Annotated in this window: 26 protein-coding genes and 1 tRNA gene; 15 read left to right on the forward strand and 12 right to left on the reverse strand. The window is 62.9% G+C overall.

Annotated features, from left to right (window positions below; all coding sequences use genetic code 11):
- Window positions 1–197 precede the first annotated feature (197 nt).
- The gene (gene xth, locus LY284_RS07530; protein ID WP_014190957.1) at window positions 198–980 is read left to right on the forward strand and encodes an exodeoxyribonuclease III; all 783 of its coding nucleotides are present in this window, start codon (window positions 198–200) and stop codon (window positions 978–980) included.
- A gap of 24 nt (window positions 981–1,004) precedes the next feature.
- Here xth and ntrC read toward each other — a convergent pair whose 3' ends face one another.
- The 3 genes from ntrC to glnA all read right to left on the reverse strand — a co-directional run bounded on the left by ntrC (window position 1,005) and on the right by glnA (window position 5,281).
- Window positions 1,005–2,489 (reverse strand): nitrogen regulation protein NR(I), encoded by a 1,485-nt coding sequence (gene ntrC / locus LY284_RS07535; protein WP_014190956.1) that lies wholly within the window; start codon window positions 2,487–2,489, stop codon window positions 1,005–1,007.
- Between the two features lie 105 nt (window positions 2,490–2,594).
- On the reverse strand, window positions 2,595–3,737 hold the full coding sequence (gene glnL / locus LY284_RS07540) for a nitrogen regulation protein NR(II) (RefSeq protein ID WP_233385447.1): 1,143 nt from the start codon (window positions 3,735–3,737) through the stop codon (window positions 2,595–2,597).
- Window positions 3,738–3,865: 128 nt separating this feature from the next.
- A complete protein-coding gene (gene glnA / locus LY284_RS07545; protein WP_014190954.1) occupies window positions 3,866–5,281 on the reverse strand; it encodes a type I glutamate--ammonia ligase in 1,416 nt (471 codons plus the stop codon).
- A gap of 352 nt (window positions 5,282–5,633) precedes the next feature.
- Here glnA and LY284_RS07550 point away from each other — a divergent pair, with 352 nt between their 5' ends.
- Complete coding sequence (locus tag LY284_RS07550) at window positions 5,634–6,098, forward strand: rhodanese-like domain-containing protein (protein WP_014190953.1); 465 nt, start codon at window positions 5,634–5,636, stop codon at window positions 6,096–6,098.
- Window positions 6,099–6,107: 9 nt separating this feature from the next.
- Here the strand turns inward: LY284_RS07550 and LY284_RS07555 are convergent, their stop codons facing one another.
- The 6 genes from LY284_RS07555 to hrpA form a co-directional block, all read right to left on the reverse strand.
- On the reverse strand, window positions 6,108–6,803 hold the full coding sequence (locus LY284_RS07555; RefSeq protein WP_233385448.1) for a copper homeostasis protein CutC: 696 nt from the start codon (window positions 6,801–6,803) through the stop codon (window positions 6,108–6,110).
- Window positions 6,800–7,618: a molybdopterin-binding protein gene (locus LY284_RS07560; RefSeq protein WP_233385467.1), complete on the reverse strand. Its 819-nt coding sequence runs from the start codon at window positions 7,616–7,618 to the stop codon at window positions 6,800–6,802. The genes LY284_RS07555 and LY284_RS07560 overlap by 4 nt, the downstream gene beginning before the upstream one ends.
- Window positions 7,619–7,628: 10 nt before the next feature.
- Window positions 7,629–8,486 carry an EI24 domain-containing protein gene (locus LY284_RS07565; protein WP_233385476.1) on the reverse strand — a complete coding sequence of 286 codons (858 nt, stop codon included), beginning with the start codon at window positions 8,484–8,486 and terminating at the stop codon, window positions 7,629–7,631.
- A 78-nt stretch (window positions 8,487–8,564) separates the two neighbouring features.
- A complete protein-coding gene (locus LY284_RS07570; protein WP_233385513.1) occupies window positions 8,565–9,578 on the reverse strand; it encodes a sterol desaturase family protein in 1,014 nt (337 codons plus the stop codon).
- 85 nt (window positions 9,579–9,663) lie between these two features.
- Window positions 9,664–10,707 (reverse strand): beta-propeller fold lactonase family protein, encoded by a 1,044-nt coding sequence (locus tag LY284_RS07575; RefSeq protein ID WP_233385514.1) that lies wholly within the window; start codon window positions 10,705–10,707, stop codon window positions 9,664–9,666.
- Window positions 10,708–10,854: 147 nt separating this feature from the next.
- Entirely contained in the window at window positions 10,855–15,318 is a 4,464-nt protein-coding gene (hrpA, locus tag LY284_RS07580; RefSeq protein WP_233385529.1) for an ATP-dependent RNA helicase HrpA, read from the reverse strand.
- Window positions 15,319–15,340: 22 nt separating this feature from the next.
- Here hrpA and argA point away from each other — a divergent pair, with 22 nt between their 5' ends.
- Both argA and LY284_RS07590 read left to right on the forward strand, forming a co-directional pair.
- The gene (argA, locus tag LY284_RS07585; protein ID WP_014190946.1) at window positions 15,341–16,723 is read left to right on the forward strand and encodes an amino-acid N-acetyltransferase; all 1,383 of its coding nucleotides are present in this window, start codon (window positions 15,341–15,343) and stop codon (window positions 16,721–16,723) included.
- Window positions 16,724–16,783: 60 nt separating this feature from the next.
- Window positions 16,784–17,056 (forward strand): oxidative damage protection protein, encoded by a 273-nt coding sequence (locus LY284_RS07590; RefSeq protein WP_008350541.1) that lies wholly within the window; start codon window positions 16,784–16,786, stop codon window positions 17,054–17,056.
- Between the two features lie 302 nt (window positions 17,057–17,358).
- On the opposite strand, the gene LY284_RS07595 is transcribed toward LY284_RS07590, so the two are convergent.
- Window positions 17,359–17,547, reverse strand: a complete 189-nt coding sequence (locus LY284_RS07595; protein ID WP_144403875.1) for a hypothetical protein — start codon at window positions 17,545–17,547, stop codon at window positions 17,359–17,361.
- 164 nt (window positions 17,548–17,711) lie between these two features.
- On the opposite strand from LY284_RS07595, the gene proP reads away from it, so the two are divergent.
- Window positions 17,712–19,187 carry a glycine betaine/L-proline transporter ProP gene (gene proP, locus LY284_RS07600; protein WP_233385531.1) on the forward strand — a complete coding sequence of 492 codons (1,476 nt, stop codon included), beginning with the start codon at window positions 17,712–17,714 and terminating at the stop codon, window positions 19,185–19,187.
- 48 nt (window positions 19,188–19,235) lie between these two features.
- Here the strand turns inward: proP and LY284_RS07605 are convergent, their stop codons facing one another.
- Window positions 19,236–19,688: a metallophosphoesterase family protein gene (locus LY284_RS07605; RefSeq protein ID WP_233385533.1), complete on the reverse strand. Its 453-nt coding sequence runs from the start codon at window positions 19,686–19,688 to the stop codon at window positions 19,236–19,238.
- A 66-nt stretch (window positions 19,689–19,754) separates the two neighbouring features.
- Here LY284_RS07605 and LY284_RS07610 point away from each other — a divergent pair.
- The 4 genes from LY284_RS07610 to LY284_RS07625 all read left to right on the forward strand — a co-directional run bounded on the left by LY284_RS07610 (window position 19,755) and on the right by LY284_RS07625 (window position 21,609).
- A tRNA-Leu gene (locus LY284_RS07610) sits at window positions 19,755–19,839 on the forward strand.
- A gap of 337 nt (window positions 19,840–20,176) precedes the next feature.
- The gene (locus LY284_RS07615) at window positions 20,177–20,395 is read left to right on the forward strand and encodes a MerR family transcriptional regulator (RefSeq protein WP_233385535.1); all 219 of its coding nucleotides are present in this window, start codon (window positions 20,177–20,179) and stop codon (window positions 20,393–20,395) included.
- 306 nt (window positions 20,396–20,701) lie between these two features.
- Window positions 20,702–21,190, forward strand: a complete 489-nt coding sequence (locus tag LY284_RS07620; RefSeq protein WP_233385549.1) for a DNA cytosine methyltransferase — start codon at window positions 20,702–20,704, stop codon at window positions 21,188–21,190.
- A gap of 11 nt (window positions 21,191–21,201) precedes the next feature.
- Complete coding sequence (locus LY284_RS07625; protein ID WP_233385567.1) at window positions 21,202–21,609, forward strand: DNA cytosine methyltransferase; 408 nt, start codon at window positions 21,202–21,204, stop codon at window positions 21,607–21,609.
- Here the strand turns inward: LY284_RS07625 and LY284_RS07630 are convergent.
- Window positions 21,573–22,034 (reverse strand): very short patch repair endonuclease, encoded by a 462-nt coding sequence (locus LY284_RS07630; protein WP_309243179.1) that lies wholly within the window; start codon window positions 22,032–22,034, stop codon window positions 21,573–21,575. The genes LY284_RS07625 and LY284_RS07630 overlap by 37 nt on opposite strands.
- Between LY284_RS07630 and LY284_RS07635 the strand changes: the two genes are divergently transcribed.
- From LY284_RS07635 to LY284_RS07660, 6 genes are read left to right on the forward strand one after another with little or no spacing between them, the layout of a single operon-like run.
- Window positions 22,033–23,241 carry an ATP-binding protein gene (locus tag LY284_RS07635; RefSeq protein ID WP_233385575.1) on the forward strand — a complete coding sequence of 403 codons (1,209 nt, stop codon included), beginning with the start codon at window positions 22,033–22,035 and terminating at the stop codon, window positions 23,239–23,241. The genes LY284_RS07630 and LY284_RS07635 overlap by 2 nt on opposite strands.
- Entirely contained in the window at window positions 23,241–24,770 is a 1,530-nt protein-coding gene (locus LY284_RS39005) for a hypothetical protein (RefSeq protein ID WP_233385588.1), read from the forward strand. Before LY284_RS07635 ends, LY284_RS39005 begins: the two co-directional genes overlap by 1 nt.
- A complete protein-coding gene (locus LY284_RS07645; RefSeq protein ID WP_233385596.1) occupies window positions 24,685–24,984 on the forward strand; it encodes an ATP-binding protein in 300 nt (99 codons plus the stop codon). The genes LY284_RS39005 and LY284_RS07645 overlap by 86 nt, the downstream gene beginning before the upstream one ends.
- A complete protein-coding gene (locus tag LY284_RS07650; RefSeq protein ID WP_233385605.1) occupies window positions 24,974–25,351 on the forward strand; it encodes a response regulator receiver domain in 378 nt (125 codons plus the stop codon). Before LY284_RS07645 ends, LY284_RS07650 begins: the two co-directional genes overlap by 11 nt.
- A gap of 35 nt (window positions 25,352–25,386) precedes the next feature.
- Entirely contained in the window at window positions 25,387–25,848 is a 462-nt protein-coding gene (locus tag LY284_RS07655; protein WP_233385607.1) for a hypothetical protein, read from the forward strand.
- Entirely contained in the window at window positions 25,794–26,771 is a 978-nt protein-coding gene (locus LY284_RS07660) for a hypothetical protein (RefSeq protein WP_233385609.1), read from the forward strand. The genes LY284_RS07655 and LY284_RS07660 overlap by 55 nt, the downstream gene beginning before the upstream one ends.
- Window positions 26,772–26,889 lie beyond the last annotated feature (118 nt).

Consider the following 26,889-nt stretch of genomic DNA (forward strand, 5'->3'; position numbering starts at 1 on the left):
TGTCGTGTTCTCCCCTTGTGCGGTTTAGGACTGAGGGGAGATTACGAGGATTGGTGTAAAGGGCGGGATAAAGGTGGAGCGTGCGGTGTAAAAATCGCGTAAAGACGCTGTATCAGGCAAAGCCAGACCGGGTTCGACGCTCCTATAGAATCGTGGCTTCAGCGCACGGCTGCGCTTCACGAAGAAGATCGAGATTCATGAAAATCGCCACCTGGAACGTCAACTCCCTCAAAGTCCGCCAGCAGCACGTCATCGACTGGCTCGCAGCATCGCAGGTCGACGTCCTGTGCCTTCAGGAACTCAAGCTCCCCGACGAGAAATTCCCGCGCGCGGAACTCGAAGCCGCGGGCTACAAAAGCTGGTTCGCGGGTCAGAAGACGTACAACGGCGTCGGCATCCTGGTGCGCGCCGAATCGAACTACGAGGTCGATGAAATCAACGTCGTGCGCAACATTCCCGGCTTCGAAGACCTTCAGCAGCGCGTGATCGCCGCGACGGTCGATGGCGTGCGCATCATCTCGGCCTATTTCCCGAACGGACAGGCGCCCGGCTCCGAGAAGTTCGCCTACAAGATGCGTTGGCTGGACGCGCTGCGCGTATGGCTGCGCGAAGACATGGCGCGTCATCCGCAACTCGCGCTCTGCGGCGATTACAACATCGCGCCGGAAGATCGCGACGTGCACGATCCGAAAGCCTGGGAAGGACAGAATCTCGTGTCGCCGGAAGAGCGCGCGCACTTCACGCAGCTCATCGAACTCGGGCTCACGGATGCCTTCCGCAAATTCGAGCAGGCCGAGAAGCTCTTTACGTGGTGGGATTACCGGATGCTGGCGTTTCGCCGCAACGCGGGGCTGCGCATCGATCACATCTTGCTGTCGCAGGAACTCGCGGCGCGCTGCACGGCGTGCGAAGTGGACAAGGTGCCGCGCAAGTGGGATCAGCCGTCGGACCACACGCCCGTGATCGCAACCATCGACTGATCCCGCTTCCGTTTCGAGCCACGCTCACGCGTCGAGATGCAATTCCTGAATCTTGCGCGTGATCGTATTGCGGCCGATGCCTAGCCGCTCCGCCGCTTCCACCTTGCGCCCGCGCGTGAAGTCGAGCGCTTCGCGAATCACGGCCGCCTCGAAACGGCGCGCAAGTTCATCCATGACATCGGCGGAATTCTCGCGCAAGAGGCGCGCGACTTCCGTGCGCAAACCGTTTTCCCACACGCTCGCCGTCGCGCCCGCAAGCGGCGCGGCCATCGCCCCCGCGCCGTTCTGCACGACCGGGTTCGCCGCGACCGCGCCATCCGTCGATACGGCGATGCTCTCCGGCGTGACGTCCTGACGCGGCACGAGATCGGGCGGCAGATCCTTTTGCTCGATCACTTGCGCGGGCGCCATCACCGTGAGCCAGTTGCAGAGGTTCTCCAACTGGCGGACGTTGCCCGGAAACGGCAACGACGCGAGATAGGCGAGCGCGTCGTCGGAAACGCGCTTGGGCTCCACGCCCAGATCGCGCGCGCTCTTCTGCAGGAAATGCCGCGCGAGCAGCGGAATGTCCTCGCTGCGCTCGCGCAACGCGGGCAGGCGCAGGCGGATCACGTTGAGGCGGTGATACAAGTCCTCGCGAAACAACCCCTGCCGCACGCGCGCGTCGAGATTCTGATGCGTCGCCGCGATCACGCGCACGTTCGCCCGCAGCGGATTGTGCCCGCCCACGCGATAGAACTGCCCGTCCGACAGCACGCGCAACAGGCGCGTCTGCAGATCGAACGGCATGTCGCCGATTTCATCGAGAAAGAGCGTGCCGTTCTCGGCCTGCTCGAAGCGGCCCTGGCGCATCGCCTGCGCGCCCGTGAAGGCGCCGCGCTCGTGGCCGAATAGTTCGGATTCCAGCAGATCCTTCGGAATCGCCGCCGTGTTCAGCGCGATGAACGGTCCGTTCGCGCGTGGGCTATGTCGGTGCAAGGCGCGCGCGACAAGCTCCTTTCCGGTGCCTGATTCGCCCGTGATGAGCACCGTCGCCGCCGAATGCGACAGGCGGCCGATCGCGCGGAACATGTCCTGCATCGCGGGCGCCTGGCCGAGCATCTCGGGCGTTTCGGTCACGCGCTCGTCATACGCCGCTTCGCCGCGCATGCTTTCGTCGACGGCGCGGCGGATCAGCTCGACCGCTTTATCGACATCGAACGGCTTGGCGAGATACTCGAACGCGCCGCCCTGAAACGCGGCGACCGCGCTGTCGAGATCGGAAAACGCCGTCATGATGATGACCGGCAAACCCGGCAAACGGTCGCGCACGGTCTGCAGCAGTTCGAGCCCGGAGCCGCCCGGCATGCGGATGTCGGAAACCAGCACTTGCGGGCTTTCCTGTTCGAGCGCGGCAAGCGCGTCGCGCACGCCCGAGAAGCTGCGCGTCGTGAAGTTTTCTCGTGCGAGGGCCTTTTCCAGCACCCAGCGGATGGATTGGTCGTCGTCTACTATCCAGATCGGCTTCATATCGTTCGGCGAGAAGTCTTCGTGTGGTTCGGTGTGAGCCCGTCGAAACGGTCAGGCGTCAAGGCGTGGGTGGCGTTCCTGGCGTGAAGTGGATGGTCGTCGATGTCAGTTCTCGAAGGGCAGCAGGATGGCGAATTCGGTGCAGCCCGGCCGGCTTTCCACTTCGATCAATCCCTCGTGCTGATGCACGAACGATTGCGCGAGCGTGAGACCGAGACCGCTGCCGTCTTCCCTGCCCGAGACGAGCGGAAAGAAGATCCGGTCGCGGATTTCATCGGGAATGCCGGGGCCGTTGTCAGTGATATGCAAGTCCAGTGCCAGTTTGTGCAGCTTCTTGCCGATCGTCACCTTGCGCGCGATGCGCGTGCGCAGTTCGATCTTCGCATCGCCTTGCGAGATGCGTTCCTTCAGCGCTTCGGCCGCGTTGCGCACGATATTCAACAGCGCCTGGATCAACTGCTCCTTGTCGCCGCGCAAGTCGGGCACGCTGACGTCGTAATCGCGCTCGATCGTGAGGCCGCGCGGAAACTCGGCGAGGATCACCGCGCGCACGCGCTCGCAGACTTCGTGGATATTCACATCGCCGACGATATGCGGATGCCGGTGCGGCTCGAGCAGCCTGTCGACGAGCGTCTGCAATCGATCGGATTCCTTGATGATGACCTGCGTGTACTCGCGCAACTCGTCGCGTTCGCGCTCGCCCAGCTCGAATTCGAGCAACTGCGCCGCGCCGCGAATGCCGCCGAGCGGATTCTTGATCTCGTGCGCGAGATTGCGGATCAGTTGCTTGTTGACCGCGGTGAGGTCGTGGATGCGCTCTTCGCGATCCGTGCGCAGATGCCGCTCGTTCTCGAAGAGTTCCAGCAGCAGGTAGTCCGGCGCAGCTTCGAGATAACCGACGATCGCATGCACGTGCACCGGCTCGCGGCTCGGCCGTTCGAGCACGGCGTCGAGCCGCGTCGCGTTGAAGCGGTTCTCCGCGATCGACGCGATCGTGGCCGCCAGTTCGTTCGCATCGGCGAAGAGCTCGGGCCATTTCATCTGCGTCAATTGCTTGCGCGACATCTCCAGCATCGATTCAGCCGAAGGGTTCGCGTAGGCAATCCGCAGGTTGCGCATGTCGAGCACGAGCACGACCGTAGGCAGCGCTTCCAGTCCGGGCAACAGCCCCGTCGCGGCGAGCTGCGAGTCGTCGGAGAGCGCGTCGGCGTGGCCTTTACGCGCCTTGATGAGATTCTTTAACACCATCGTGCAATGAGTGAGGCCGTTCGTAACACCGATCTTCTTGTTGATTCATGACACGCTCGGCGATTAAAAAAGGGACGGCGCGCCGTCCCTTTTTCGTCATCGCTTTACATGCGTTGCGCGCATGCGGCTTACAGCGAGTAGTACATCTCGAACTCGATCGGATGCACCGACTGACGATAACGCTGCAACTCTTGCGTCTTCAGTTCGATGTATGCGTCGAGCATCGAATCCGTGAACACGCCGCCGCGCGTCAGGAACTCGCGATCCGCGTCGAGCGCGTCGAGTGCCTGGTCGAGGCCCGCGCACACGGTCGGGATCTTCTTGTCTTCTTCCGGCGGCAGGTCGTACAGATTCTTGTCCGCGGCTTCGCCCGGATGAATCTTGTTCTGCACGCCGTCGAGACCCGCCATCATCAGCGCGGAGAAGCACAGGTACGGGTTCGCCAGCGGATCCGGGAAGCGCGTTTCGATACGGCGGCCCTTCGGGTTGCTCACGTGCGGAATACGGATCGATGCCGAACGGTTGCGTGCCGAGTAAGCCAGCTTCACGGGCGCTTCGAAGTGCGGCACGAGACGCTTGTACGAGTTCGTACCCGGGTTCGTGATCGCGTTCAGCGCGCGTGCGTGCTTGATGATGCCGCCGATATAGAACAGCGCGAATTCCGACAGACCTGCGTAGCCGTTGCCCGCGAACAGGTTCTGGCCATCTTTCCAGATCGACTGGTGAACGTGCATGCCCGAGCCGTTGTCGCCGACGACCGGCTTCGGCATGAAGGTCGCCGTCTTGCCATACGTGTGCGCCACGTTATGGATGATGTACTTCATCTGCTGCAGCCAGTCCGCGCGCTGCACCAGCGTCGAGAACTTCGTGCCGATTTCGTTCTGGCCCTGGCCCGCCACTTCGTGGTGATGCACTTCGACCGGAATGCCGATCTGTTCGAGCAGCAGACACATTTCCGAGCGGATGTCCTGGAACGTGTCGACCGGAGCGACCGGGAAGTAGCCGCCCTTCGTGCCCGGACGGTGGCCCGTGTTGCCGCCTTCGAATTCCTTCGCCGACGACCACGGCGCTTCTTCCGAGCCGATCTTCACGAACGTGCCCGACTGGTCCGTGTTCCACTGGACCGAGTCGAAAATGAAGAATTCCGGCTCCGGACCGAAGAAGGCGGTGTCGCCCAGGCCCGAGCTCTTGAGATAGGCTTCGGCGCGCTTGGCGAGCGAACGCGGGTCGCGCTCGTAGCCCTTGCCGTCGGCCGGCTCGACCACGTCGCAGGAGAGCACCAGCGTGGCTTCTTCGTAGAACGGGTCGATGAACGCAGTGTTCGCATCCGGAACGAGCAGCATGTCCGACGCTTCGATGCCCTTCCAGCCTGCGATGGACGAGCCGTCGAAAGCGTGGCCGCTTTCAAATTTGTCTTCGTCGAAGTGCGAAACCGGCACGGAGACGTGTTGTTCTTTGCCGCGCGTGTCGGTGAAGCGGAAGTCGACGAACTTGACGTCCTCGTCCTTGACGAGTTGCATGACGTCGGCCACGGATTTACTCATTACCTATCTCCTGATTAACAAAAGTCGGCGAATCGCTTCGCCGCCCCGACCAATCCTGAACATCGATTCAATCGAGGATGGAAAAGCAGCTTCCGTGCCAAGCGCACCAACTTTGCGCTAAGCGCTTGAAGCAGCGCGCGTTTCGAGTGAAACCGATTCGTGCGACGAAAAGGTTTCCGGTTTGCCGCTCCTACCGCGCGCACCTTTTCGGTGCGCACTCGTTTGTCCAGATTTATCGCGGCACCGTTCAGGTGCATCGACTTATTCTTGCACCGCAATTGCGCATTCATCATGCGCCCGGCGCGGTTCCCGCGCACGCTAGAATGATTCTTTGCGCCTTACGGAGACCGCCATGAGCACGCTCGAACAACTCTATAGCCAGGCCGCCCAGCGCGCCGCCGACAACAAGCTCACCTACGCGGGCGCGTTTTCTCCCGCCGAAGCATTCGAACTGCTGCAGCTCGATCCGCGCGTGCGGCTGATCGATGTCCGCACCCGGGCCGAACTGGATTGGGTCGGCCGCCCCGCGATCGACGGCGCGCAGTACGCGCACATCGAATGGATCCGCTACCCCGGCTCGGTGCCGAACGCCGAGTTTATCGAACAATTGCGACAGGTCGCCACTCCGGAAACGCCTGTCGTGTTTCTATGCCGCAGCGCGGCCCGTTCGAAGCTCGCGGCGGTTGTAGCGCAGAAGGAAGGCTATGGGCAGGCGTATGATCTGCTCGAAGGCTTCGAAGGCGACAAGGACGGCCAGGGACACCGGAAGACGGTGGCGGGATGGTGCTTTCGCGGGCTGCCGTGGATCGGGGCTTGAGCGACGTCTTTATCGCTGCGCATCGAGCAGCGTTCGCACGCGCCTGACTCGCCCTTCATCGACAGGCGCGAGCCCCTTTCCGTCGACTCTCACGCCCGAGCCGAAATGCACCGCGCGCACGCCAGTCGACGCGACGAACGGCGCTACCGCCTCGACGGTCAGTCCCGCGCCCGCCAGCACCGCGCAGCGCGTGCCCGCCGCTCTTTCGACGAGCCTGGCGATCGTCGCCTCACTCTCCAGCACGGACGGCCTGCCGCCCGAAGTCAGCACGTTCGTCACGGTCTCGAACCGCAGCAGCGTATCGAAGGCGGCCAAGAGATCGCGCGTTTCATCGAATGCGCGGTGGAACGTGAACGGCAAGCCATCGGCGGCTTCGACCACGCGCGCGAGGCCATCGGTATCGATATCGCCATTTGCGCGCAACATGCCGGCGACGATCGCGTTCGCGCCCGTCTTCGCAATCGCGCGCACGTCGCGCAGCATGACCGCGTAGTCGTCGGCATCGTAGACGAACGAGCGGCTGTGCGGCCGCACGATCACGTTCACCGGAATGCCGACCGCGTCGACCACGGATTCGATCAGCCCGATGCTCGGCGTCAGCCCGCCCTCGCCCATCGCGGTGATGAGCTCGAGCCGGTCCGCGCCGCCGCGTTCGGCCGCGCGCGCGTCGGAAACGGTCGTCGCGATGACTTCGAGCAACGTCACTTCGCTTCCTCCGGCGGCACTTCCACGACTTCGCCGCCCAGCGCGATCACGCCCTCGCGCAGCACCTCGAACGCCGCAGTCGCCTGTTCCGGATCGCCCTTCACGCCCAGATCGATGTGCGAGCGCGCATAAAGCGCCCCGCGCGTCGCATCGCCGACGCTCGGCAGGCTGAACGCCCGCACGCCGTCGAAGTCGCGCTCGATCGCGACCATCAGCGGCGTGATGCGCGATTCCGGCAGGCCGAATACGAGCAGCGAACGCTCGACATGCGGCACCGCGTGATGCAGATGCGCGTACTTGTTGTCGAGCACCCATTCGATCATCGGCCAGGCCATGACGGGAAAGCCCGGCACGAAATGATGGTCGCCGACGGAAAAGCCCGGAATCTTGTTGTAGCTGTTCGGAATGATCGCCGCGCCCTGCGGAAACGTGCCCATGTTCAGCCGATGCAGGTTCTCGGGCGATTCCAGATCGACCGGCTTGCCCGCTTCGGCGGCCGTGTCGCGGATGCGCGCGCGAATCAGTTCCGCGGCTTCCGCGTGCAGTTCGAGCGGCACGCCGAGTGCCTTCGCCGCGCACTGGCGCGTGTGATCGTCGGGCGTAGCGCCGATGCCGCCCGTCGAAAACACGATATCGCCCGATGCGAACGTGCGCGCGAGCGTCGCGGTAATGCGCGCGGGATCGTCGCCGACATAGTCCGCCCAGTCGAGCGACAGACCGCGCGCGCCCAGCAGTTCGATGATTTTCGGCAGATGCTTGTCGGTGCGGCGGCCGGACAGAATTTCATCGCCGATGATGATGACGCCAATGCCCATGAATGCCCCTCTAATCTTTCAGTGATACGTCGCGGGTTTCGACCGTGATCGCCGCGTAATGCGGCGCGCTCGCGCGCAGGCGTTCGAGCGCGTGCAGACAGTAATGCGCGAACCAGAGCGCAGAAAACACGAGGATGAACGCATACGCCCAGATCGTCACCACCGCGACGACCGGAAAAAGCGGCAGCAGCCAGACCGACCATGCCCAGAGCATCGTCGGCACGGAACTCAGCAGGCCGCTCACGATGCCGATGGTCAGCAGCGGCCAGCGCGCCTCGCGCACGATCGCGCGGCGCTCGTCCGCGCTCGCGTGCAGCGCAAGCGCGTCGTAGGTCATCACGCGATACGTCAGCCAGCCCCACAGCAGCGGCGGAATCAGTGCGAAGAACGGCGGAATGAGCCACAAGGGCAGCGTCACGACGAGCAGCACGAGGCACACGACGGTCGTCACGACCGAATGCCCGAGGCTGCCGTACCACGAGCCGCCGCGCCGCTCTTCCAGCGACGCGTAATGCCCTTTTGGCCGGCGCGTGAGCAGCTTGACGACGCCCGGCATCGAAATGGTCGCGATAAGCAGCAGCACCGTCACGACGATCAGCGGCACCGTCATGATGACGACGAGAAACGGTGCGATCACCGCATGCAGCGAGGAAAAGCCGACCGTATCGAAGAGGCGATACATCGCGGAGGTGAGCGCCCAGCCGTCGAGCCAGACGTTCGCGGCGCCCGTCAGCGTCTGCCAGAAAAACCAGAGGACCGCGCCCCAGACCACCGTGGCGACGCCGAAAGGCATCAGCGTAAGCCAGAGCATGCGCGGATGAAAGACGTTCGCAAGCGCGCGCACGAACGAACGCAGCAAGTCACTCATGCGTGTTTCTTGGAAGGTGAAGGAAGAACCGACAGGATAAACCAGCGCCGCCCGCGGGCGCTGGTCTCGAGGGAACGGTCAGACGGCCGCTGAGTTGTCCGATGTGGACGCGCGGCGTGTCGAAAGACGCGCGGCGATGCGCTTGAACGCGAGCCAGTGCTGCTCGATGAAGCCGTCGCCGTAATGGACAGGCGCGACGCCCGGCGCGCCGAGCTGGTCGCGAATGCCCGTCGGCTCGACGGTGCGGTCGAACGAAGCCGAGCGGAACAGGATGTCCCAGAAGGAAAACAGCACGCCGAAATTGCAGCCGTAAGTCGTGCCTTCGTGACCGAAACCGATCGCGTGATGGCGCCGATGAAACGCCGGGCTCACGACGATCCGCTCGCCGAACCAGCCGAAATGCAGCCGGATATTCGCGTGTTGCACGCTCTGCATGAAATTGGTGATGGCGACGAGCACGACGAATTGCGACGGCTCCACGCCGATCACGAGCGCGACGCACGCGAAGAAGCTCGCTTGCAGGACGTCGTCGAGCAGATGGTTGCGGTCGTCGGTCCAGAGCGACATCTTCCGCTGGCTGTGATGCACCGCGTGCAGTTCCCACCAGATGCCGAAACGATGCTCCAGGCGGTGATACCAGTAACCCGCGAAATCGAGGATCAGCAGATAGATGATGAAGGTGACGAGCGGTTCCGTGGTCACGCCCGGCCAGAGATTGTCGATCTCGAGATTCGGCACGCTATGGAGGCGCAGCCAGCTTTGCAGCGAATCGAAAAGCGGCTGGAACGTGAAGAAGAAAAACAGATTGAGAATGCCGAGCTTGACGATCCACGTGTAGAGCACGTCCACGCGCACGCCCTTGCGGTCCTTCCACGTTTCCGCGGGGCGAAACGCTTCGAGCGGACGCAGGATCGCGTACATCGTGAGGACTTCCAGCACGCCGACGATCACCCAGTAGAGCGCGTCGTAAGTGTCTTCGTCGTAGTCCATCATGCCGAGCTTGAACAGCGCCGGCTGGACGACATCGACGTAAAGCAGTGTCTGCAGCGACGAGACGAAACTGTCGAGAGCCGAAAGAATGGAATGCAACATGGTGCTCCGTGGTGCTAGCGGCGGCCCGGTCGCTCCGGACCTGCCTCCATCGTAGTACAGGGCGCGGTTGCGCGCCCTGTACTGCTTACGCCCCGTTCGGCGCCGTGACCGGCGCGCGATTGAAGAAGTAGATGCCGTGCGGCGAACGGCCCACCTTGATCGTCTCGATAAGCTTACGATTTGCAAGGTCGATCACGCCGACATGCTTCGCGAAGCGGAACGTAACCCACAGATACTTCCTGTCGGCGGAAAGTTCCATGTCATCCGGGCCCGGCAGCAGTCCGGTGATATCGCCGACATTCGTGAGCGCGTCTTCGTCGATGATGCTGATCGTGTTCGCGACGCGGTTCGACACCAGCACGTGCTTGCCGTCGACCATCGAGCGGAAGTTGTGCGCGCCCTTGCCCGTCGTGATGGTCTTGACGACCTTCTGGTTGCGCCAGTCGACCACGGCCACGTAATCCGCGCCTGTCATGCCGACGAGCAGGAATTTGTCGCCCGGCGTAAGCCACACGCCCGCCGGCACCTTGCCGACCTTCATCTTCCATTTCACGGTCTGCGTCGCGAGGTCGATCGCGGCGATTTCGCCCGAAACCTGCAGGGAGATGAACGCCGTCGAGCTGTCGTTGGTGAACGCGATATGGCTCGGCATGGTCGCGAGCGGCAGGCGCTTCGCGATGGCGAGGTTCTTGCCGTCGAAGTGATAGATGTCGAGACGGTCGAGACGCAAACCCGTGGACACGAACCACTTCTTGTCCGGCGAAAAGCCGATCTGGTACGGGTCTTCGATGTCCTGAACCCAGCGCTGGAACGCGCCGGTTTTCGGATCGACGAACATCAGATTGTTCGACACCGAATTTGCGACGATCAGCGAGGAATTGTCGGGCAAGGGCATCAGGTGGTGCGGCTCCTTGCCGGTGGGCACGGTGCCGACGACCTGACGCGTGTTTTCGTCGATGAGGCTCAGCGTGGCCTCCGCCGAATTGAGCACGATGACATTGTTGGCGAACGCCGCGGTGGCGACGAGCGCGGCGCCGGCGGCAAGCGCGGCGCGTGCGGCAAGCGCGGCGCGTGCGGCAGCCGCACGGAAACGGCCGCTAGCTTGGCCGGAACGGAATATGTTGCGCATGGGAATTGGGTTTCGAAAGGCAGGCGTCATTGTAGAACGTTTGCCTCGCGCGGCGCGTTGACCAGGTGCGGCTTTTTGCGCAATGCGCTGCTTCGGCGCAAGAAATGAAAGCCTTTCAGACGCTTCTCATCGCTTCTCAGTCGCTCGTCATCGCTGCATCGATTCCCAGACCTTGTGCAGGCGCTTCACCGAAACCGGCATCGGCGTGCGCAATTCCTGCGCGAAAAGCGACACGCGCAATTCTTCCAGCAGCCAGCGATATTCGGCGAGCCGCGCATCCGCGACGCCGCCGCGCTGCGCGAGCGCGCGCTGATGATGCTGCGCGAGCGGCTGAAGATCGGCGAAGAGCCGCGCATCGCGGGCCGGGTCGGCCTTCAGCTTGTCGATGCGCAGCCCGATGCCTTTGAGATAACGCGGAAAATGCGCAAGCTGCGCATAAGGCGTGTCGATGACGAAGCGCTTGCCGATCAGCGCGCCCGCCTGCGCCTGCATGTCCGCATACGCCGATGCGAACGATTTCGCCTGCGCGAGCTTTTTGGCCAGCGCCGCGTATTCCGCGAGAATCGTGCCGACGAGCCGCGCGATTTCGTTCGCGAGCAGCGTCAGGCGCCCTTTCGCGGCATCGCGGCGCGCGTGGAAACTGGCGTCGTCGTCGGGCAGCGGGTCTTGCAGGCACGCGCGATCCAGCGCCGTCTCGACGATCTGATCGCGCAACTCCTCCGCGGTGCCGAGCGCCATGTATTGCATGGACATTTCGCGCAGGCCCGGCAGGTTCTTCTCGAGATAGCGGATCGGCTCGCGCAATTGCAGCGCGAACAGGCGCCGCAAACCCGCGCGATGAATCCGCGCCGCCTCCTCGGGCGAGTCGAACACTTCGACGTCGGAATGCGTGCCGCGATCGACCAGCGCCGGATAGCCGAACAAGGTCTGCCCCCGCCGGCGGATTTCGAGCAGCTCGGGCAGCTTGCCGAAGTTCCACGTCGTGAGGTTTTCATAAAGCGCGGTGCCCTCGCCGGGTTGCGGCGCTTGCGGCGGCGATTCCGACTCTCCCGAGAGCGCATCGAACGCCGCCGCCGACGTCAGCTTCTGAAACTGCTGCTGCGCCTGGCCGCCGAGTTCCGCGCGCAATTGCGCGAGGTTGCGGCCCATCGCGAGCTGGCGGCCATGCTCGTCGATCACCTTGAAATTCATGAACAGATGCGCGGGCAGCGTTTCGAGCTTGAAGTCCGCGCCCCGCACCGCGACCTGCGTCTGCTCGCGAATATCGGCGATGAGCGTATCGACGAGCGCGCCCGCGCCGAACTTCGGCCCGGCGTGCCGCTCGGCGAATCCCGCCGCGTATTCCGGCAGCGGCACGACGTGGCGGCGCAGCTTCTGCGGAAGCGACTTCAAGAGCAGTTGCGCCTTCTCCTTGATCATGCCCGGCACGAGCCATTCGACGCGGCGCGCATCGACCTGATTCAGCCCGTAGAGCGGCACTTGCAGGGTCACGCCGTCGCGCGGCGCGCCTGGCTCGAAGTGATACGTGAGCGACATCTCGATGCCCGACATCGTCATGCGCTTCGGGAACAAGTCGGTCGTGACGCCGGCGGCTTCGTGGCGCATCAGGTCGTCGCGCGAGAGGAACAGGAGCTTGTCGTTGCCCTCTTTCTTCTGCTCGTCGCGATACCAGCGTTCGAACGCGGCGCCCGTCCACATGCCTTCGGGAATCAGGGCATCGTAGAAGCCGTGGATGAGTTCGTCGTCGACCAGCACGTCCTGGCGGCGCGACTTGTGCTCCAGTTGCTCGATATCGGCCACCAGCTTGCGGTTATGCGCGAAGAACGGCAGGCGCGTATCGAATTCGCCTTCGACGAGCGCGCCGCGAATGAACAGCTCGCGCGCGTATTTCGGGTCCTGCTTGCCGAAACTCACGCGCCGGCGCGCGTAGACGGTCAGTCCGTACAGCGTTGCGCGCTCGTAGGCGACGACCTGCGCGGCTTTCTTCTCCCAATGCGCGTCCGAAAGCGATGTCTTCAGCAAGTGCGCGCCGACCGTTTCCAGCCATTCCGGCTCGATTTTCGCGATGGTGCGCGCGTACAGCCGGCTCGTTTCGACGAGCTCGCCCGCCATCACCCAGCGCCCCGCTTTCTTCAGCAGCGCCGAGCCCGGCCACAGATGAAACTTGATGCCGCGCGCGCCGAGATAATGCGGCTCGTCGTCGGCCTTCAGACCGACGTTGCCGAGCAAACCCGTCAAGAGCGAAAGATGAATCTGCTCGAAGGTCGCATCGGATTCGTTCAGCCGCCAGCCGTGTTCGCGCACGACCGTCAGCAATTGCGAATGCACGTCGCGCCATTCGCGCAAGCGCAGATGCGACAGGAAGTTCGCGCGGCACGCATCGGCAAGCTGCTTGTTCGATTTCTTGTGCGCGACGGCGTCTTCGAACCACTTCCAGATGCGCGTCCACTGCAGGAATTCGGAACGCTCGTCGACGAACTGGCGATGCGCCTGATCCGCCTGCTCCTGCGCTTCGATCGGCCGGTCGCGCGGGTCCTGCACCGACAGGGCGGAGGCGATGATCAGCACTTCCGCGAGCGCGTGATGATCGCGCGCCGCGAGAATCATCCGCCCGACGCGCGGATCGAGCGGCAGGCGCGCGAGTTCGCGGCCGAGCGGCGTGAGCGCGTTGTCGTCATCGACAGCGCCGAGTTCGTTCAGCAACTGATAGCCATCGGCGATCGCCCGGCCCGGCGGCGGCTCGATGAACGGGAACGTTTCGATCGCCGTCAGATGCAGCGACTTCATGCGCAGAATCACCGCTGCGAGCGACGAGCGCAGGATTTCCGGATCGGTGAAGCGCGGCCGCGACTGGAAATCGGCTTCGTCGTAGAGACGGATGCACACGCCGTCCGCGACGCGCCCGCATCGGCCCGCGCGCTGGTTCGCTGCCGCCTGCGACACCGGCTCGATCTGCAACTGCTCGACCTTGTTGCGATACGAATAGCGCTTCACGCGCGCGCTGCCGGTATCGACGACATAGCGGATGCCCGGCACCGTCAGCGACGTTTCCGCGACATTGGTCGCGAGCACGATGCGCCGCGCGTTCGACGGCCTGAACACGCGCTCCTGCTCCTGCGCGGACAGCCGCGCGAAAAGCGGCAGAATTTCCGTATGCGGCGGATGGTGCTTGCGCAGCGCTTCGGCGGCGTCGCGGATTTCGCGCTCGCCCGGCAGGAACACGAGCACGTCGCCGGGACCGACGCGGCACAGTTCGTCGACGGCATCGACGATGCCTTCCATCAGATCGCGATCCGTTTTCCGGTCGTTGCGCTTCGATGCCGTGCCCTGCGCGTTCTTGATCGCCTCGCTTTCCTCTTCGATCGGCCGGTAACGCACTTCCACCGGATACAGCCGCCCGCTCACTTCGATGACCGGCGCGGGTTTTTCGCCGCTGCCGAAATGGCGCGCAAAGCGTTCGGCGTCGATGGTCGCGGAGGTGACGATCAGCTTCAGGTCCGGGCGCTTCGGCAGGATTTCCTTCAGATAGCCGAGCAGAAAGTCGATGTTGAGGCTGCGCTCGTGCGCCTCGTCGATGATGATCGTGTCGTAGGCCTTGAGGAGCGGATCGGTCTGCGTTTCCGCGAGCAGGATGCCGTCCGTCATCAGCTTGACGGACGCGCCCGGCGCGAGATTGTCCGTGAAGCGCACCTTGTAGCCGACCACTTCGCCGAAGGGCGTACCGAGTTCTTCCGCGATGCGCCTGCCTGTGGCCGATGCCGCGATACGCCGCGGCTGCGTGTGCCCGATGAGCCCGCTGCCGCCCGCGCCGAGGCCGCGCCCGAGCGCGAGACAGATTTTCGGCAGTTGCGTGGTCTTGCCGGAGCCGGTTTCGCCGCTGACGATCACGACCTGATTCGCGTCGATCGCGCGCGCGATCTCGTCGCGCCGGCCGGAAACGGGAAGCGCTTCGGGGAACGTGATCGGCGGAACGGGATTCGGCGTGACGACGCGCGGCGCGCGCGGCTGACGTGGTTCGCGCTGTTCACGTGATTCGCGTACTTCGGACGGACGTTCGGATTTCGGCGCTTCGTTTCGGCGTTCGGCGACTCGCGGTGCGCGCGGGGTCGTGTCCGGCTGGCGTGTTTCGGCGGGCCGGTTCTGCGCCGCCCGTTGCGGAAGGTCGCGCTTCGCTCGCGGTTGGGGTTGGGGTTTCGCTTGCGGTTGCGGTTGCGGTCGCGAAGCAGCCTGTGCCGCTCCGCGCTCGTCGTCTCGCGGCTTGCGCGAAGGCTGATCGGGTTGTGGCGGCGGTGTTTTCTTCGCAGGCTGCGGACGCTGATCGGATTTCGCCGGCGCTGTCTTAGCAGGCTGCGGACGCTCAGGCGCTTTCGGTTGCGGCGGTTTCGGAGCCGCTGCGGCCTCCGCTTTCGCGCCCGCGAACCGCCGGGCGGCGAGTTCCTTCTTGCTCAATCCCGCCGTCTCGCCGGCGGCGCCCGCGCCTTCGCCCTCCCGCGCTTCGCGCAGCAGGCTTTCACGCAGCTTCTTCAGCTGGTCCTGAGTGTCGGTGGCTTTATCGGCGGATTGGGGCGTGCCCTGCTGGCCGGGGCGGGCGGGTCGGAAAACATTCGGCATAGCGTCGCATTATAATCCCGGGATGAATTCCCAAACCGACCTCACGATGAGCACACAGGCGGCCTCGCAGCCCGTTGCGGCAGAGCCCGAAGCACCGAATCCCCTCGCCCAGTTCGTCGAATGGATGCGCTCCGTCGCGCCGTACATTCACGCGTTCAGGAACAAGACCTTCGTCGTCGCGTTCGGCGGCGAACTGGTGCACGAAGGACGCCTGAACGCGCTCGTACAGGACGTCGGCCTGCTGCACGCAATGGGCATCCACGTCGTGCTCGTGCACGGCTCGCGCCCGCAGCTCGACGAGCAGCTGAGCCTGCACGGCGTCGAATCGTCGTTCTCGCACGGATTGCGCATCACCGACGCCCGCGCGCTCGAATCCGCCAAGGAAGCCGCCGGCGAAGTGCGCCTCGACATCGAGGCCGCGATCAGTCAGGGCTTGCCGAACACGCCGATGGCCCACGCCCACATCAGCGTGGTGTCGGGCAACTTCGTGACGGCGCGGCCGGTCGGCATTCTCGACGGCGTCGATTTCCAGCACACGGGCGTCGTGCGCAAGATCGACGGCGACTCCGTGCGCCAGTCGCTCGCGTCGAACAAGATCGTGCTGCTCTCGTCGCTCGGTTTTTCACCGACGGGCGAAGCGTTCAATCTGTCGATGGAAGACGTCGCGTCCGCCGCGGCCATCGCGCTGCGCGCCGACAAGATCATTTTCGTCACCGAAATCGACGGCCTGGTCGATGCGGAAGGCGCACTGATTCGCGAAATGTCGCTCGACGACGCCTACCGCCTGCAGGAAAGCGGCGAATTGCAGGGCGACACGGCGTTCTATCTGAAGCATACGGTGCGCGCGTGCCGCGGCGGCGTGGCGCGCGGGCACATCATTCCGTATTCGCTCGACGGCAGCGTGCTGCTCGAACTCTTCCTGCACGACGGCGTCGGCACGATGATCTCGTACGAGAATCTCGAAAGCCTGCGCGAAGCGACGCCGGACGACGTCGGCGGCATTCTCACGCTGATCGAGCCGCTCGAATCCGACGGCACGCTCGTGCGGCGCGGGCGGCACCAGATCGAACGCGATATCGACCACTTCTCGGTGATCGAGCACGACGGCGTGCTGTTCGGCTGCGCGGCGCTCTATCCGTACACGCAGGAGCGCATCGGCGAGATGGCGTGCCTGACGGTCGCGCCCGAGGCGCAAGGTTCGGGCGACGGCGAGCGGCTTCTGAAGCGCATCGAGCAACGCGCCCGCGCGCGCGGTCTGACGCGCATCTTCGTGCTGACGACGCGTACCGAGCACTGGTTCCTGAAACGCGGCTTCGTGAAGGTAACCGTCGACGACCTGCCCGAAGACCGCAGGCGCCTCTACAACTGGCAGCGCAAGTCGCTCGTCCTGATGAAACAGCTTTGAACAACATGATCTGAAGCGCGAGACACGCGCTTCGTCCCCGCTACAGAGGAGAAACTCACAATGGCCCGAATGGTTCAATGCGCGAAGCTCGGCAAGGAAGCCGAAGGACTGGATTTCCCGCCGCTGCCCGGCGAGCTCGGCAAGCGCATCTACGAAACGATCTCCAAGGAAGCCTGGCAAGGCTGGCTCAAACAGCAGACGATGCTCATCAACGAAAATCGTCTGAACATGGCCGATCCGCGCGCGCGCCAGTACCTCATCAAGCAGACGGAGAAATACTTCTTCGGCGAAGGCGCCGATACGGCTTCGGGCTACGTGCCGCCGCAAAGCTGAAATCGCGTTCCGTCGCCCTGCAAGAACCGGTCCATGCGGCCGGTTTTTTCTTGCCCGCGCGCCCGGCAATTGGTCCGTTCAGTACAACGTGAGATTCGGCGCAATCCTATAGCCAGCAAGGGATCGGGCGCTTCGCGCGATACCGTAGGAAGTAAGCGGTTTGCACATCGTCTGTCATCGTGTTATTATCTTGCTCGTTATCAACAGCAATTCACCATCATTCACGCGTAATTGTTTCCGAAGCACGCGCTTCGGCTCATTGCGCGGTAGTGACAGTTTTCATACAAAGAGGCGCGTCGGTTTCAAGCAACAACGCCGGCCTTTTTCGTCTCAAGCAGTTTTTTCGCCGACGTCGCGGCCCACCCGCGGCAGTTCACGTTTTCCGTAGAGCTCGCCGTCCGCACGTCAAACTCGTTTGTTTCACCGAGTGCATTTTCGCGACCACACCCGCGCGAGGCACCGGCACCGTGTTTCTTTTCGCTCATCAGCATCGAGCCGTTCGGCCCGAGGCTGTGGGAAGCCTTTGCTTTCGTCTCAAGCGTTCGCGGCGCCGTCTCGAAACTGCACTATCCCGGCAATTGGCGTCCGTCCTCCGCGGCGACGCACCCGAAGTTCCTTGCGGGCCTTCGGGATCGAATACGGAGTTTTTCGAACTATGTCTTCTCTTCACGAGGGCCTTTGGCGCAATAACGAACCATCGAGTCAGAAGTCCGACCTCACCCTCGACGACATCACCATCGTCGATCAATCCTTGTTGAAGCGCGCCGTCGGCGCCATGGCCATCGGCAACGCGATGGAGTGGTTCGACTTCGGCGTGTACAGCTACATCGCCGTGACGCTCGGCAAGGTGTTCTTCCCGTCGTCGAGCCCGGCAGCGCAGTTGCTCGCGACCTTCGGCACGTTCGCGGCCGCGTTTCTCGTGCGCCCGATCGGCGGCATGGTGTTCGGCCCGCTCGGCGACCGCATCGGCCGCAAGCGCGTGCTCGCGATGACGATGATCATGATGGCCGTCGGCACCTTCTGTATCGGCCTGATTCCGAGCTACGACACGATCGGCGTGATGGCGCCGGTGCTCCTGCTCGTCGCCCGCCTCGTGCAGGGCTTTTCGACGGGCGGCGAGTACGGCGGCGCGGCGACCTTCATCGCCGAATTCTCGCCGGACAAGAAACGCGGTTTCATGTCGAGCTTCCTGGAGTGCGGCACGCTGGTCGGTTACGTGCTCGGCGCGGGCGTCGTCGCGGTGATGACGGCCGTCATGTCGCAGGACGCGCTGCTTAGCTGGGGCTGGCGCATTCCGTTCATCATCGCGGGTCCGCTCGGCCTGATCGGTCTGTACATCCGGATGAAGCTCGAAGAGACGCCGGCGTTCCAGCGCGAAGCCGAGAAGGCGGAAGCCGTCTCGCACGAGACGACGAAGCAGCAGTTCCGCGAAACGCTGCTCCAGCAATGGAAGCCGCTCCTGCAGTGTGTCGGCCTCGTGCTGATCTTCAACGTGACCGACTACATGGCGCTGTCGTATCTGCCGAGCTATCTGTCGGCGACGCTCAAGTTCAACGAGTCGCACGGCCTGTTCATCGTGCTCGTCGTGATGGTGCTGATGGTGCCGCTGACGATTCTCGCGGGCCGCCTGTCGGACGCGATCGGCCGCAAGCCGGTTATGCTCGCGGGGTGTATCGGCTTGCTGGTGCTGTCGATTCCGGCGCTGCAACTGATCCGCGTGGGCACGGTGCCGTCGATTTTCGCGGGCATGATGATTCTCGGCGCGCTGCTTTCGACGTTCACGGGCGTGATGCCGTCGTCGCTGCCCGCCCTCTTCCCGACGAAGATCCGCTATGGCGCGCTCGCGATCGGCTTCAACGTGTCGGTGTCGCTGTTCGGCGGTACGACGCCGCTCGTCACGGCATGGCTCGTCGACACGACCGGCAACCTGATGATGCCCGCGTACTATCTGATGGGCGCGTCGCTGATCGGCATCGTGTCCGTGCTCGCGCTCTCCGAGACGGCGAAGAAGCCGCTGAAGGGCTCGCCGCCGGCGGTGTCGTCGAAAGCGGAAGCGCATGCGATTCTGCGCGGCCATCGTGAAGCCGCCGAAATGGACGATACGTTCCCGGAAGGCACGGTGCGCGCCTGACGTCCACGCGATGGAAAAAAGGAGCCGGCGCGCGATGCGCCGGCTTTTTCACGTCATGAGCTGCACGATGCGCGCTTGCGGCTTGCCATCGTCGATATCGAGCAGCGCGAGCGAAATCGGCAATTTGAAACGGCGCGGCCCCGCGCTGCCGGGATTCACGAAAAGCACCGCGCCGCGCTGCTCGATGACCGGCTTGTGCGAGTGCCCCGTCACGACGACATCGATGCCGTCGAGTTGCTTCGGCGCATCGGCGATGTCGTGCACGACGTGGATCGTCGCGCCGCCGAGTTCGATGCGTTCATGCACGGCGAGGTGCGCGACGCCGTCGCCGATATCGTTATTGCCGCGCACGACCGTGAGCGGCGCGAGCGAGGCGAGCGTATCGAGCACGTCGCGTTTGCAGATATCGCCCGCGTGGATGATGTGCGCGACCCCGCGCAAGGCGGCGAGCGCCTCGGGGCGCACGAGATTGTGGGTGTCGGAGATGACGCCGATGCGCATTGCGTGCCCTCGCGCATGATTCGATGCCGACGATTATGAGGGCAATGGTAGAATCGCGTCCGCCCTGCCGGGGTGATGAAATTGGTAAACATAGCGGACTTAAAATCCGCCGCCTCACGGCTTGCCGGTTCGAGTCCGGTCCCCGGCCCCAAGCAGGACGAAAGCGATGAGTATGAATCGCCGCTACTACTACGCTAGAACCGTCATAAGCCGCCAAACAGCGAAATAGGCCGCCGCTACATGCTGTTCGGCGCTACTTTCCGCATGAAAAGATGAACAAAAAGGACGAGAACCCGACAGATCGTTGCCCCCCGCAAGCCGAAATTCATCATTTTGGGCAGACCGTCGTGGCTAGGTTGATCGGCTCTCAAAGGACCGTCAAGGCCCGGAGCCCTACACTCGGCCACAACCTGACTCACAACCGGAACTTAACGTCGTGTTGACGTTGACCATGGTTGAGTATAGTTGAAGGCAGTCGGGAGGGCGGCATGAGCGAAACTGGCGATCTACACATTGCCGAGACGGCGGCGGCGGCCGGCATCTCGAAACCGACCCTTCTTCGGTGGATTAAAGACGGCAAAGTTAAGGATGCGCAGCGGCGCGACCGGAATGGTTGGCGGATATTCTCACCCGCCGAGGTAACCGCAATTCGGACACTTGCCGCGTCCACGAAGCCGACGAAAAACTCAGGACCGCACCGTCCATGAGCGCCGCGCGTCGGCAGCGGCCCGCGTTCTTGGCGGTCGATTTTTCTGCGGTGCGGGCGGGACCACGCGCGGTCTGATCGATGCTGGGGGCTACGTCATCGCCGGTGTCGATAAGGACAATCGCTGCCGGCAGACCTATGTCGAGAACAATCCCAATACGACCATTGATTTCTCGACCCCGCGGTTCATCAGGCGGGATATCTTCCCGCAACCGATGCCTATCCGGATGGCGAGCAGGCAGAACTGTTCGACGATCTTGAGAAGCTGATCGAGAAATATAGGGCGGAAGCACCCGGTGCGCCTCTCATGTTCGCGATCTGCGCGCCATGCCAGCCCTTCACAAAGCTTTCCCGCAAGGAACTCAGCAACGCCCGGAAGGAAGGTCGCGAACGCGATAGCAATCTGCTGCGTGAAGCGGCAAAATTTGTTGCGCGGTTTCGCCCGGAGATGATCCTGTCGGAAAACGTCCAAGGCATCGGCGATCCGAAATATGGTGGCGTCTGGAACGATTTTCGTAGTCAGCTCAGGAAGCTTGGTTATGCGACCGGCTCGAATGTCGTCTGCACGTCCGATTTCGGCGTTCCGCAGTTTCGCCGTCGTTCGATCCTCATTGCTGCTCCACGGGAGCTGGCGCGGCCGGAGTTTCTGGAGCCGGGCCACGACGGTGATCTGGTGGTCCCTCTCGAGGACACGGCGGCTGCGGTCCGATCGGTCCGTTCGGCAATCGGTCATCTGCCGTCGCTTCCCGCCGGGCGCAGCACGCAACAATCCCGAACCACAAGACCCGGACTCTGAGCGACCTCAACTTGAAGCGTCTGGCTTCGGCTAAACCCGGCGAGTCAAATGTCTATCTCGACAACACCCCTCACGGCGACCTCTCGCTGGCGTGCCACCGGAAGGTGAACGCGAAGCTCAAGGTGCGTTGCTTTACCGATGTCTATACGCGAATGGACCCGGATCGACCGTCTCCCACGATTACGACGAAATGCCATAGCATCTCGAATGGACGCTTCGGCCATTTTGACACGAGTCAGGTGCGCGGAATTTCGCTGAGGGAAGCCGCAATCCTCCAGTCTTTCCCGCAGGACTATGTCTTCTATCCAACCGACATGATCGAACCGGTCGCGCGCATGATCGGCAACGCAGTGCCGCCCAGGCTGGCCGAATATTTTTCGCGTTATCTCTCTGACGCCCTTGTGTCGGCCGATGGCTGAAGTCGGCGCACTATCCGCTCCACTCCAAGGTCGAGCGCACATTCCCATACTGTTTCGACGTGCCAACCGAGCGCTTCCAGGCGTATTCGCGTGCTGTGATCGCGGTCGATGTTGCGATCGAGCTTCGCCGCCCAAAACTCCTGGTTTGATTGAGGCCGAGCACCTCGCGGGCAGTCATGGCCATGCCAAAAGCATCCATGGACCAAGACGACGGTGCGATGCCGCGGGAGGACCATATCGGGCTTTCCGGGAAGGTCGCGACGATGAAGGCGAAAGCGGAGCCCGACGGCATGCAACGCGCGTCGAACATATAATTCGGGCGCCGTATCCTTGCCGCCGACGCGTGACATTGCGCGCGAACGCTGTTCCGGTGTCATATGGTCCGCCATGCTGCGGTTATAGCAACGGGTGGCCCCACAAACCATGACCGATACGGATCAAACCGGCCGGTCGCTGGAACGGGCTGCGGAGAACGTTTCCTTCCGAACGCGTGCGCGAACGATCGATCATCTCGGGCGCGGTCAGATCGCCGACGCTCCGACGGCGGTCAGCGAGCTTTGGAAGAATGCGTGGGATGCCTACGCGACACAGGTATCGCTCAATATCTTCGACGGTGACCCGGCCGTTGCCGCAGTCTTCGACGACGGTATCGGCATGTCGGCGCAGGATTTCGTCGAGAAGTGGCTCGTCATCGGTACCGAATCAAAGATTGATGGCCCACCGCCGGCGCCACCGGCCGATTTCACCGGCTCCGCACGCGAGCGGCAGGGCGAAAAAGGAATCGGACGTCTGTCGGCCGCTTTTCTCGCGCCGGCGACTCTTGTTTTGTCACAACAGGCAGATGGTCCGATTTCGGCGGTTCTGGTCGATTGGCGCCTTTTCGAAAACCCGTTCCTGTCACTTGATCAGATCACATTGCCTGTACGTACATTCGGCAAGCGCGGCGAAGTGGCCGTTGGGCTGCGGGCGATGGCAACGGCGATACTCGACAATCTCGGGGAGAGATCTGCCACAGGCGACTTGATCCTGTCACCCGATTGGCAGCGTTACACCGCCGCCGAACAGGCGGCGGGTGCACGATCGACCGCAGAGGCCATGATCGACTTCTGGTCGGAGATGCCGATTTCCGCCCGACACCTCGAAGAGTGGCCCGTCTTCGCGGATTTGGCCTCACATGGTACCGCACTGTATCTACTTGGTGCCCACCATGAACTGTCGGTCTGGCTTGGCTCCGCGCCGGACGACGATGAAGCGAAGGAGGTCAAGCAAAGGCTCAAGGATATTTTGACCGGCTTCACCGACACGCTGTCGGCTGCGCCGGTCGTGTTCGATTATGAGGTTCTCGCCTATCATGGAGATGTTCCGCGTCGTATCCTTGCTTCCTCGGATGTGTTCGATCTCTCCGATTTCCGAGAACTTGAACATAGCGTCGAGGGCGCCTTCGACGAGGCCGGAGTTTTCCGCGGCAAAATCCGGGCGTTCGGTGAGGATTTAGGCGAACGCATCATTCCGCCCCCGCGGTCGTTGCCCCGGCAAGATCGGATCGGCCGGGTCCCTTTGCATTTGCGATCGGTACGTTCGAGCAGGTCGCGATGGCCTCAACGCACAATGCCAAGCGGCATCAGGATCTAATGGAACTCGTCGACCGGTACGGTGGGGTTCGGGTGTATCGCGACGGCTTGCGCGTGATGCCATACGGCTCAGCCGACGCCGACTTCTTTTCACTGGAAGAAACTCGCCAGAAGCACGCTGGACGCTACTTTTGGGCCCACCGACGGAGTTTCGGACGACTTGCCTTCACGCGCGCCGGAAATCCCGCGCTAAAGGACAAGGCTGGCCGCGAAGGCCTGGTCGAGAACCGAGCGAGCCGCGAGCTTCGTCTCCTCGTCCAGGCCCTGCTCATCAAACTGGCCAGAGATTATTTCGGAACAGACTCTCCGGAACGCGAAGAGCGCATCGCGGAGACCAAGAAGCGAAACATCAAGGGTCGCAAGGCGGCCGAGCAGGCGCGTAAACGTCGGCGGGGCGAATTCAGGACTTACCTCGCCGACGCGATCAAACGCATGCCGCAATTGGCTGAGCGAGCGAAGAGCATCTCTTCACGATTGGAAGATGTGAAACAGCCGGCTTCGAAGGACACGGTCGCGATGATGCGCGCCGAGGTCGAGTTGGCTCGCGCGGAATTAGCCGCGCTGACGCCTCTCGACGTCCCGAACACGTTGGGCGACGCTGAATCGCGCTACCGAACGTTCAGGGACGAACTGGATGAAGCCAGCGATCTTATCCTGCTGTCCGACCAAGCGCTCCGCGAGATGGAGGCCACGGTCGGTGCGTCTTCGCCTCGTGAGGTCGCTGCAGCCGCCAGGGATCGGCACGAGAAAGCACTGAACGAACTTCTCTCGGGGTTCCAAGGTGACATCCGTGAGGGTATCAAGGCGATCACATCCAATTGGACATCCAATCTTGAGGACGACCGGACGCGATACGAGCGAGCGACGACTCCCCTGTTGCGCAAGCTGTCGCAAGACACCGATCTGAACGATCTTCTCGGCCTGTTGGAAACGGTGCGGCGCGAGCTGGAAGACGAATTCAACGACCGGTACCGGCCGATTGTCCGTAATATCCGGACCATAATCGAAGGCGTGGACGCGGAGATGGCGCTCGCCACGATTGACGAGGATCGGGAAGAACTCGATCGCCGGGTTCGTGACCTGAACGCGGTCGCACAGCTCGGAATCACGGTCGAGATCATCGGACATGAGCTTGAAGCGCTCGACAGTGAGGTGAGCCGTAACTTGGAGAAGCTGCCGGACACGGCCAAGAAGACGCTGGCCTTCACCCGGGCGATGGACGCGCATCGGTCACTCACCGAAAAGCTACGCTTCCTCTCACCTCTCCAACTGGCCGGCGCCCGGTTGCGAGAGACGATCACCGGCAAGGCTATCGTTGATTATGTCCGCGATTTCTTCGGGCCGGTCTTCACGGACGGGGGCATCCGGCGAGAGTACGCCAGCTTTCGACTCGATCCGCTTCACCGAACTCAAATCACGCATCTACCCGGTGTTCATCAACCTCGTGAACAACGCCGTTTATTGGGTCGGACGGTCGGAAGAGCGAGTGATCCGCTTCGATTTTGTCGATGGCAAGATCGTTGTCGGTGACACCGGCCCCGGTATCGACCGGGATGACGTCTGGCGTCTTTTTCAGCTGTTCTACACGCGCCGCTCTTCCGGTCGCGGCGTCGGACTGTATCTGTCCCGGGTGAACCTTGAGGCTGGCCGCCATGCGATCCGTTACGCGACCGAGGAAGATCCGCACATTCTGCCCGGCGCAAACTTCATAATTGAGATGAGGGGGCTGGAAGGTGGAGCTTGAAGCGTTCGAGGCGCGCTTTGCCGATGCGGTCGAAAGGAGCTTTCGCGACGACGCAATCCGCACCGCCGTCCTGATCGATGATCAGTTTCCGGACTATCTCCGGATGAGCGATGCCACTGACGAAGAGTTCAGCGAGATCGCGCGCGCAAAGCACATATATGGCTTCATGCACGCCAAGGGTCTCATCTGCGATATCCAGAACTGGCGCGTCCCGGACGACATGGACGTGCATCTTCTCGATAAGGCGCGAAAGAGCGACCTAATTCTCCTTGATTACCAGCTCGGTGCAGCCGGATCGAAGACGGCGCTCAAGATTCTGCGCCATCTCGCGGTGTCGTCGCACTTCAATCTGGTGGTGCTGCTGTAGATACCGCCGAGGCTAACGCCAACACGGCGCTGACTGTGGCGACCGCAATGCGCGGGCTTGCCCCGGTTCAGGACGACACGGCGCCGTCTCCGGAAATTCTCGAAGCGGCCGAGGATATCCTTGCAGAGGAGCGCTTTTATGAAATCGACGCACCGGGGCTGCGTGACTATTTGACCGACGGCAAGATCGGCTGGAACAACGACCTGCGCCAGTCCATGCAGACCGCCGGAATCCATCTCTCCAACCTCAAGAGTTTGGCTGATTATGTTGCCCGGCAATGGATCGCGACCCTCGTTGACGACTATGAGCCTGATGCAAGTGAGCTTCCTCTCGGTCTGAACATCGGGCCCGACCAGCCTATGTGGGTGCATTGCGGAAGCTGCTTCGTAGCGATCGTCCAGAAGCTGCCATCGAGTTCCGAGGAGGACGAGGGAGAATACGTTTGGGGCGGCTGGGTTCGGCGCTGCGTGCGTGGAAGCCGAACATTTACCGCCTGATTCTGTCCGAAATCCAGAATGCGCTGGAGTTGGAGGCCGTCGCGCATCACGAGAACTGGCTGGACGATGACCTGTCACTCGGGCTCGGACTTTATCTCTTGGAGAGCGACGAGGCCGCAAGCGGAGTATTGTCGCCGTCGGATATCGAGGGCTCGGCACAAAGTCTGATCGACCGCTTCGTAGACATCATCAGGCGGCGGCTTGCGACCCACGACGGTATATCCAGGACCGCCAACGATCTTCTCAGCGCCCGGCTTTCCACGACGCTTGGCACGGCGCCGGCCGGCGAGAGCGCCCGACGTATCCGTGCCCGCGAGCTGGCACATATCGCGGCGGATCGAAGCATCGATTGGCAGCAGAAGGTCGTGCCGGCCGTAAATGCCTTCATGGTATCGGATGCCTTCAGGGGCGGTCACGTTACGACGGGAACCGTCCTGCGGGACGCGGATGACGCCTTTTGGCTGTGCGCGTCACCGGCATGTGACCTCGTCCCGCGCGAGGACGGGCCGATCGTCGTCCAGCTAATCAAGCTGGAGAAGACCGGGCACCGCCCGAAAGGTTCACGCCTGGGGAATTTGTCGTGGTCGGAAGCACGCGAGATCACGATCTTGCGTGCGCTCGACAAGAAGGGACGGCAGCCGGCATTGACGATGCTCGTCCTTCCCGGCGGCACGAGGGTAAGCCGCGACGGCGGGCGTGCAACCACCAGCGGTTGGTTCGCTACTGAGGCTGGCCTTCGCGCTGCCTCCGCGGCGCAGGGATTCCCAGCCGCAGCCGCCCCGAGGCTGCAGCACCAGCGCAGGAGATCCCCGCTCCGGTCGGGGAAAATGCAAATGCGTTGGACATCGAAGCTCTGCCCGAACTTCCGGGCGAGGCGGCGCAAGCAGACGCGCCTTTTGTCCTCGAAATTGTTGCACAGTTAAGGAGTGCGTTCGCGACACGCTTCCTGATGGCGGCGGGGCAGCATCAATCCCGCATCGGCGTCGACTACGTCGATCCCTGACGCTGGCGCGCGGCAGCTTTTTGGGGCCGAGGAGTCGC

It is taken from the genome of Caballeronia sp. PC1, assembly GCF_021353155.1.
Classification (GTDB): Bacteria; Pseudomonadota; Gammaproteobacteria; order Burkholderiales; family Burkholderiaceae; genus Caballeronia; species Caballeronia cordobensis.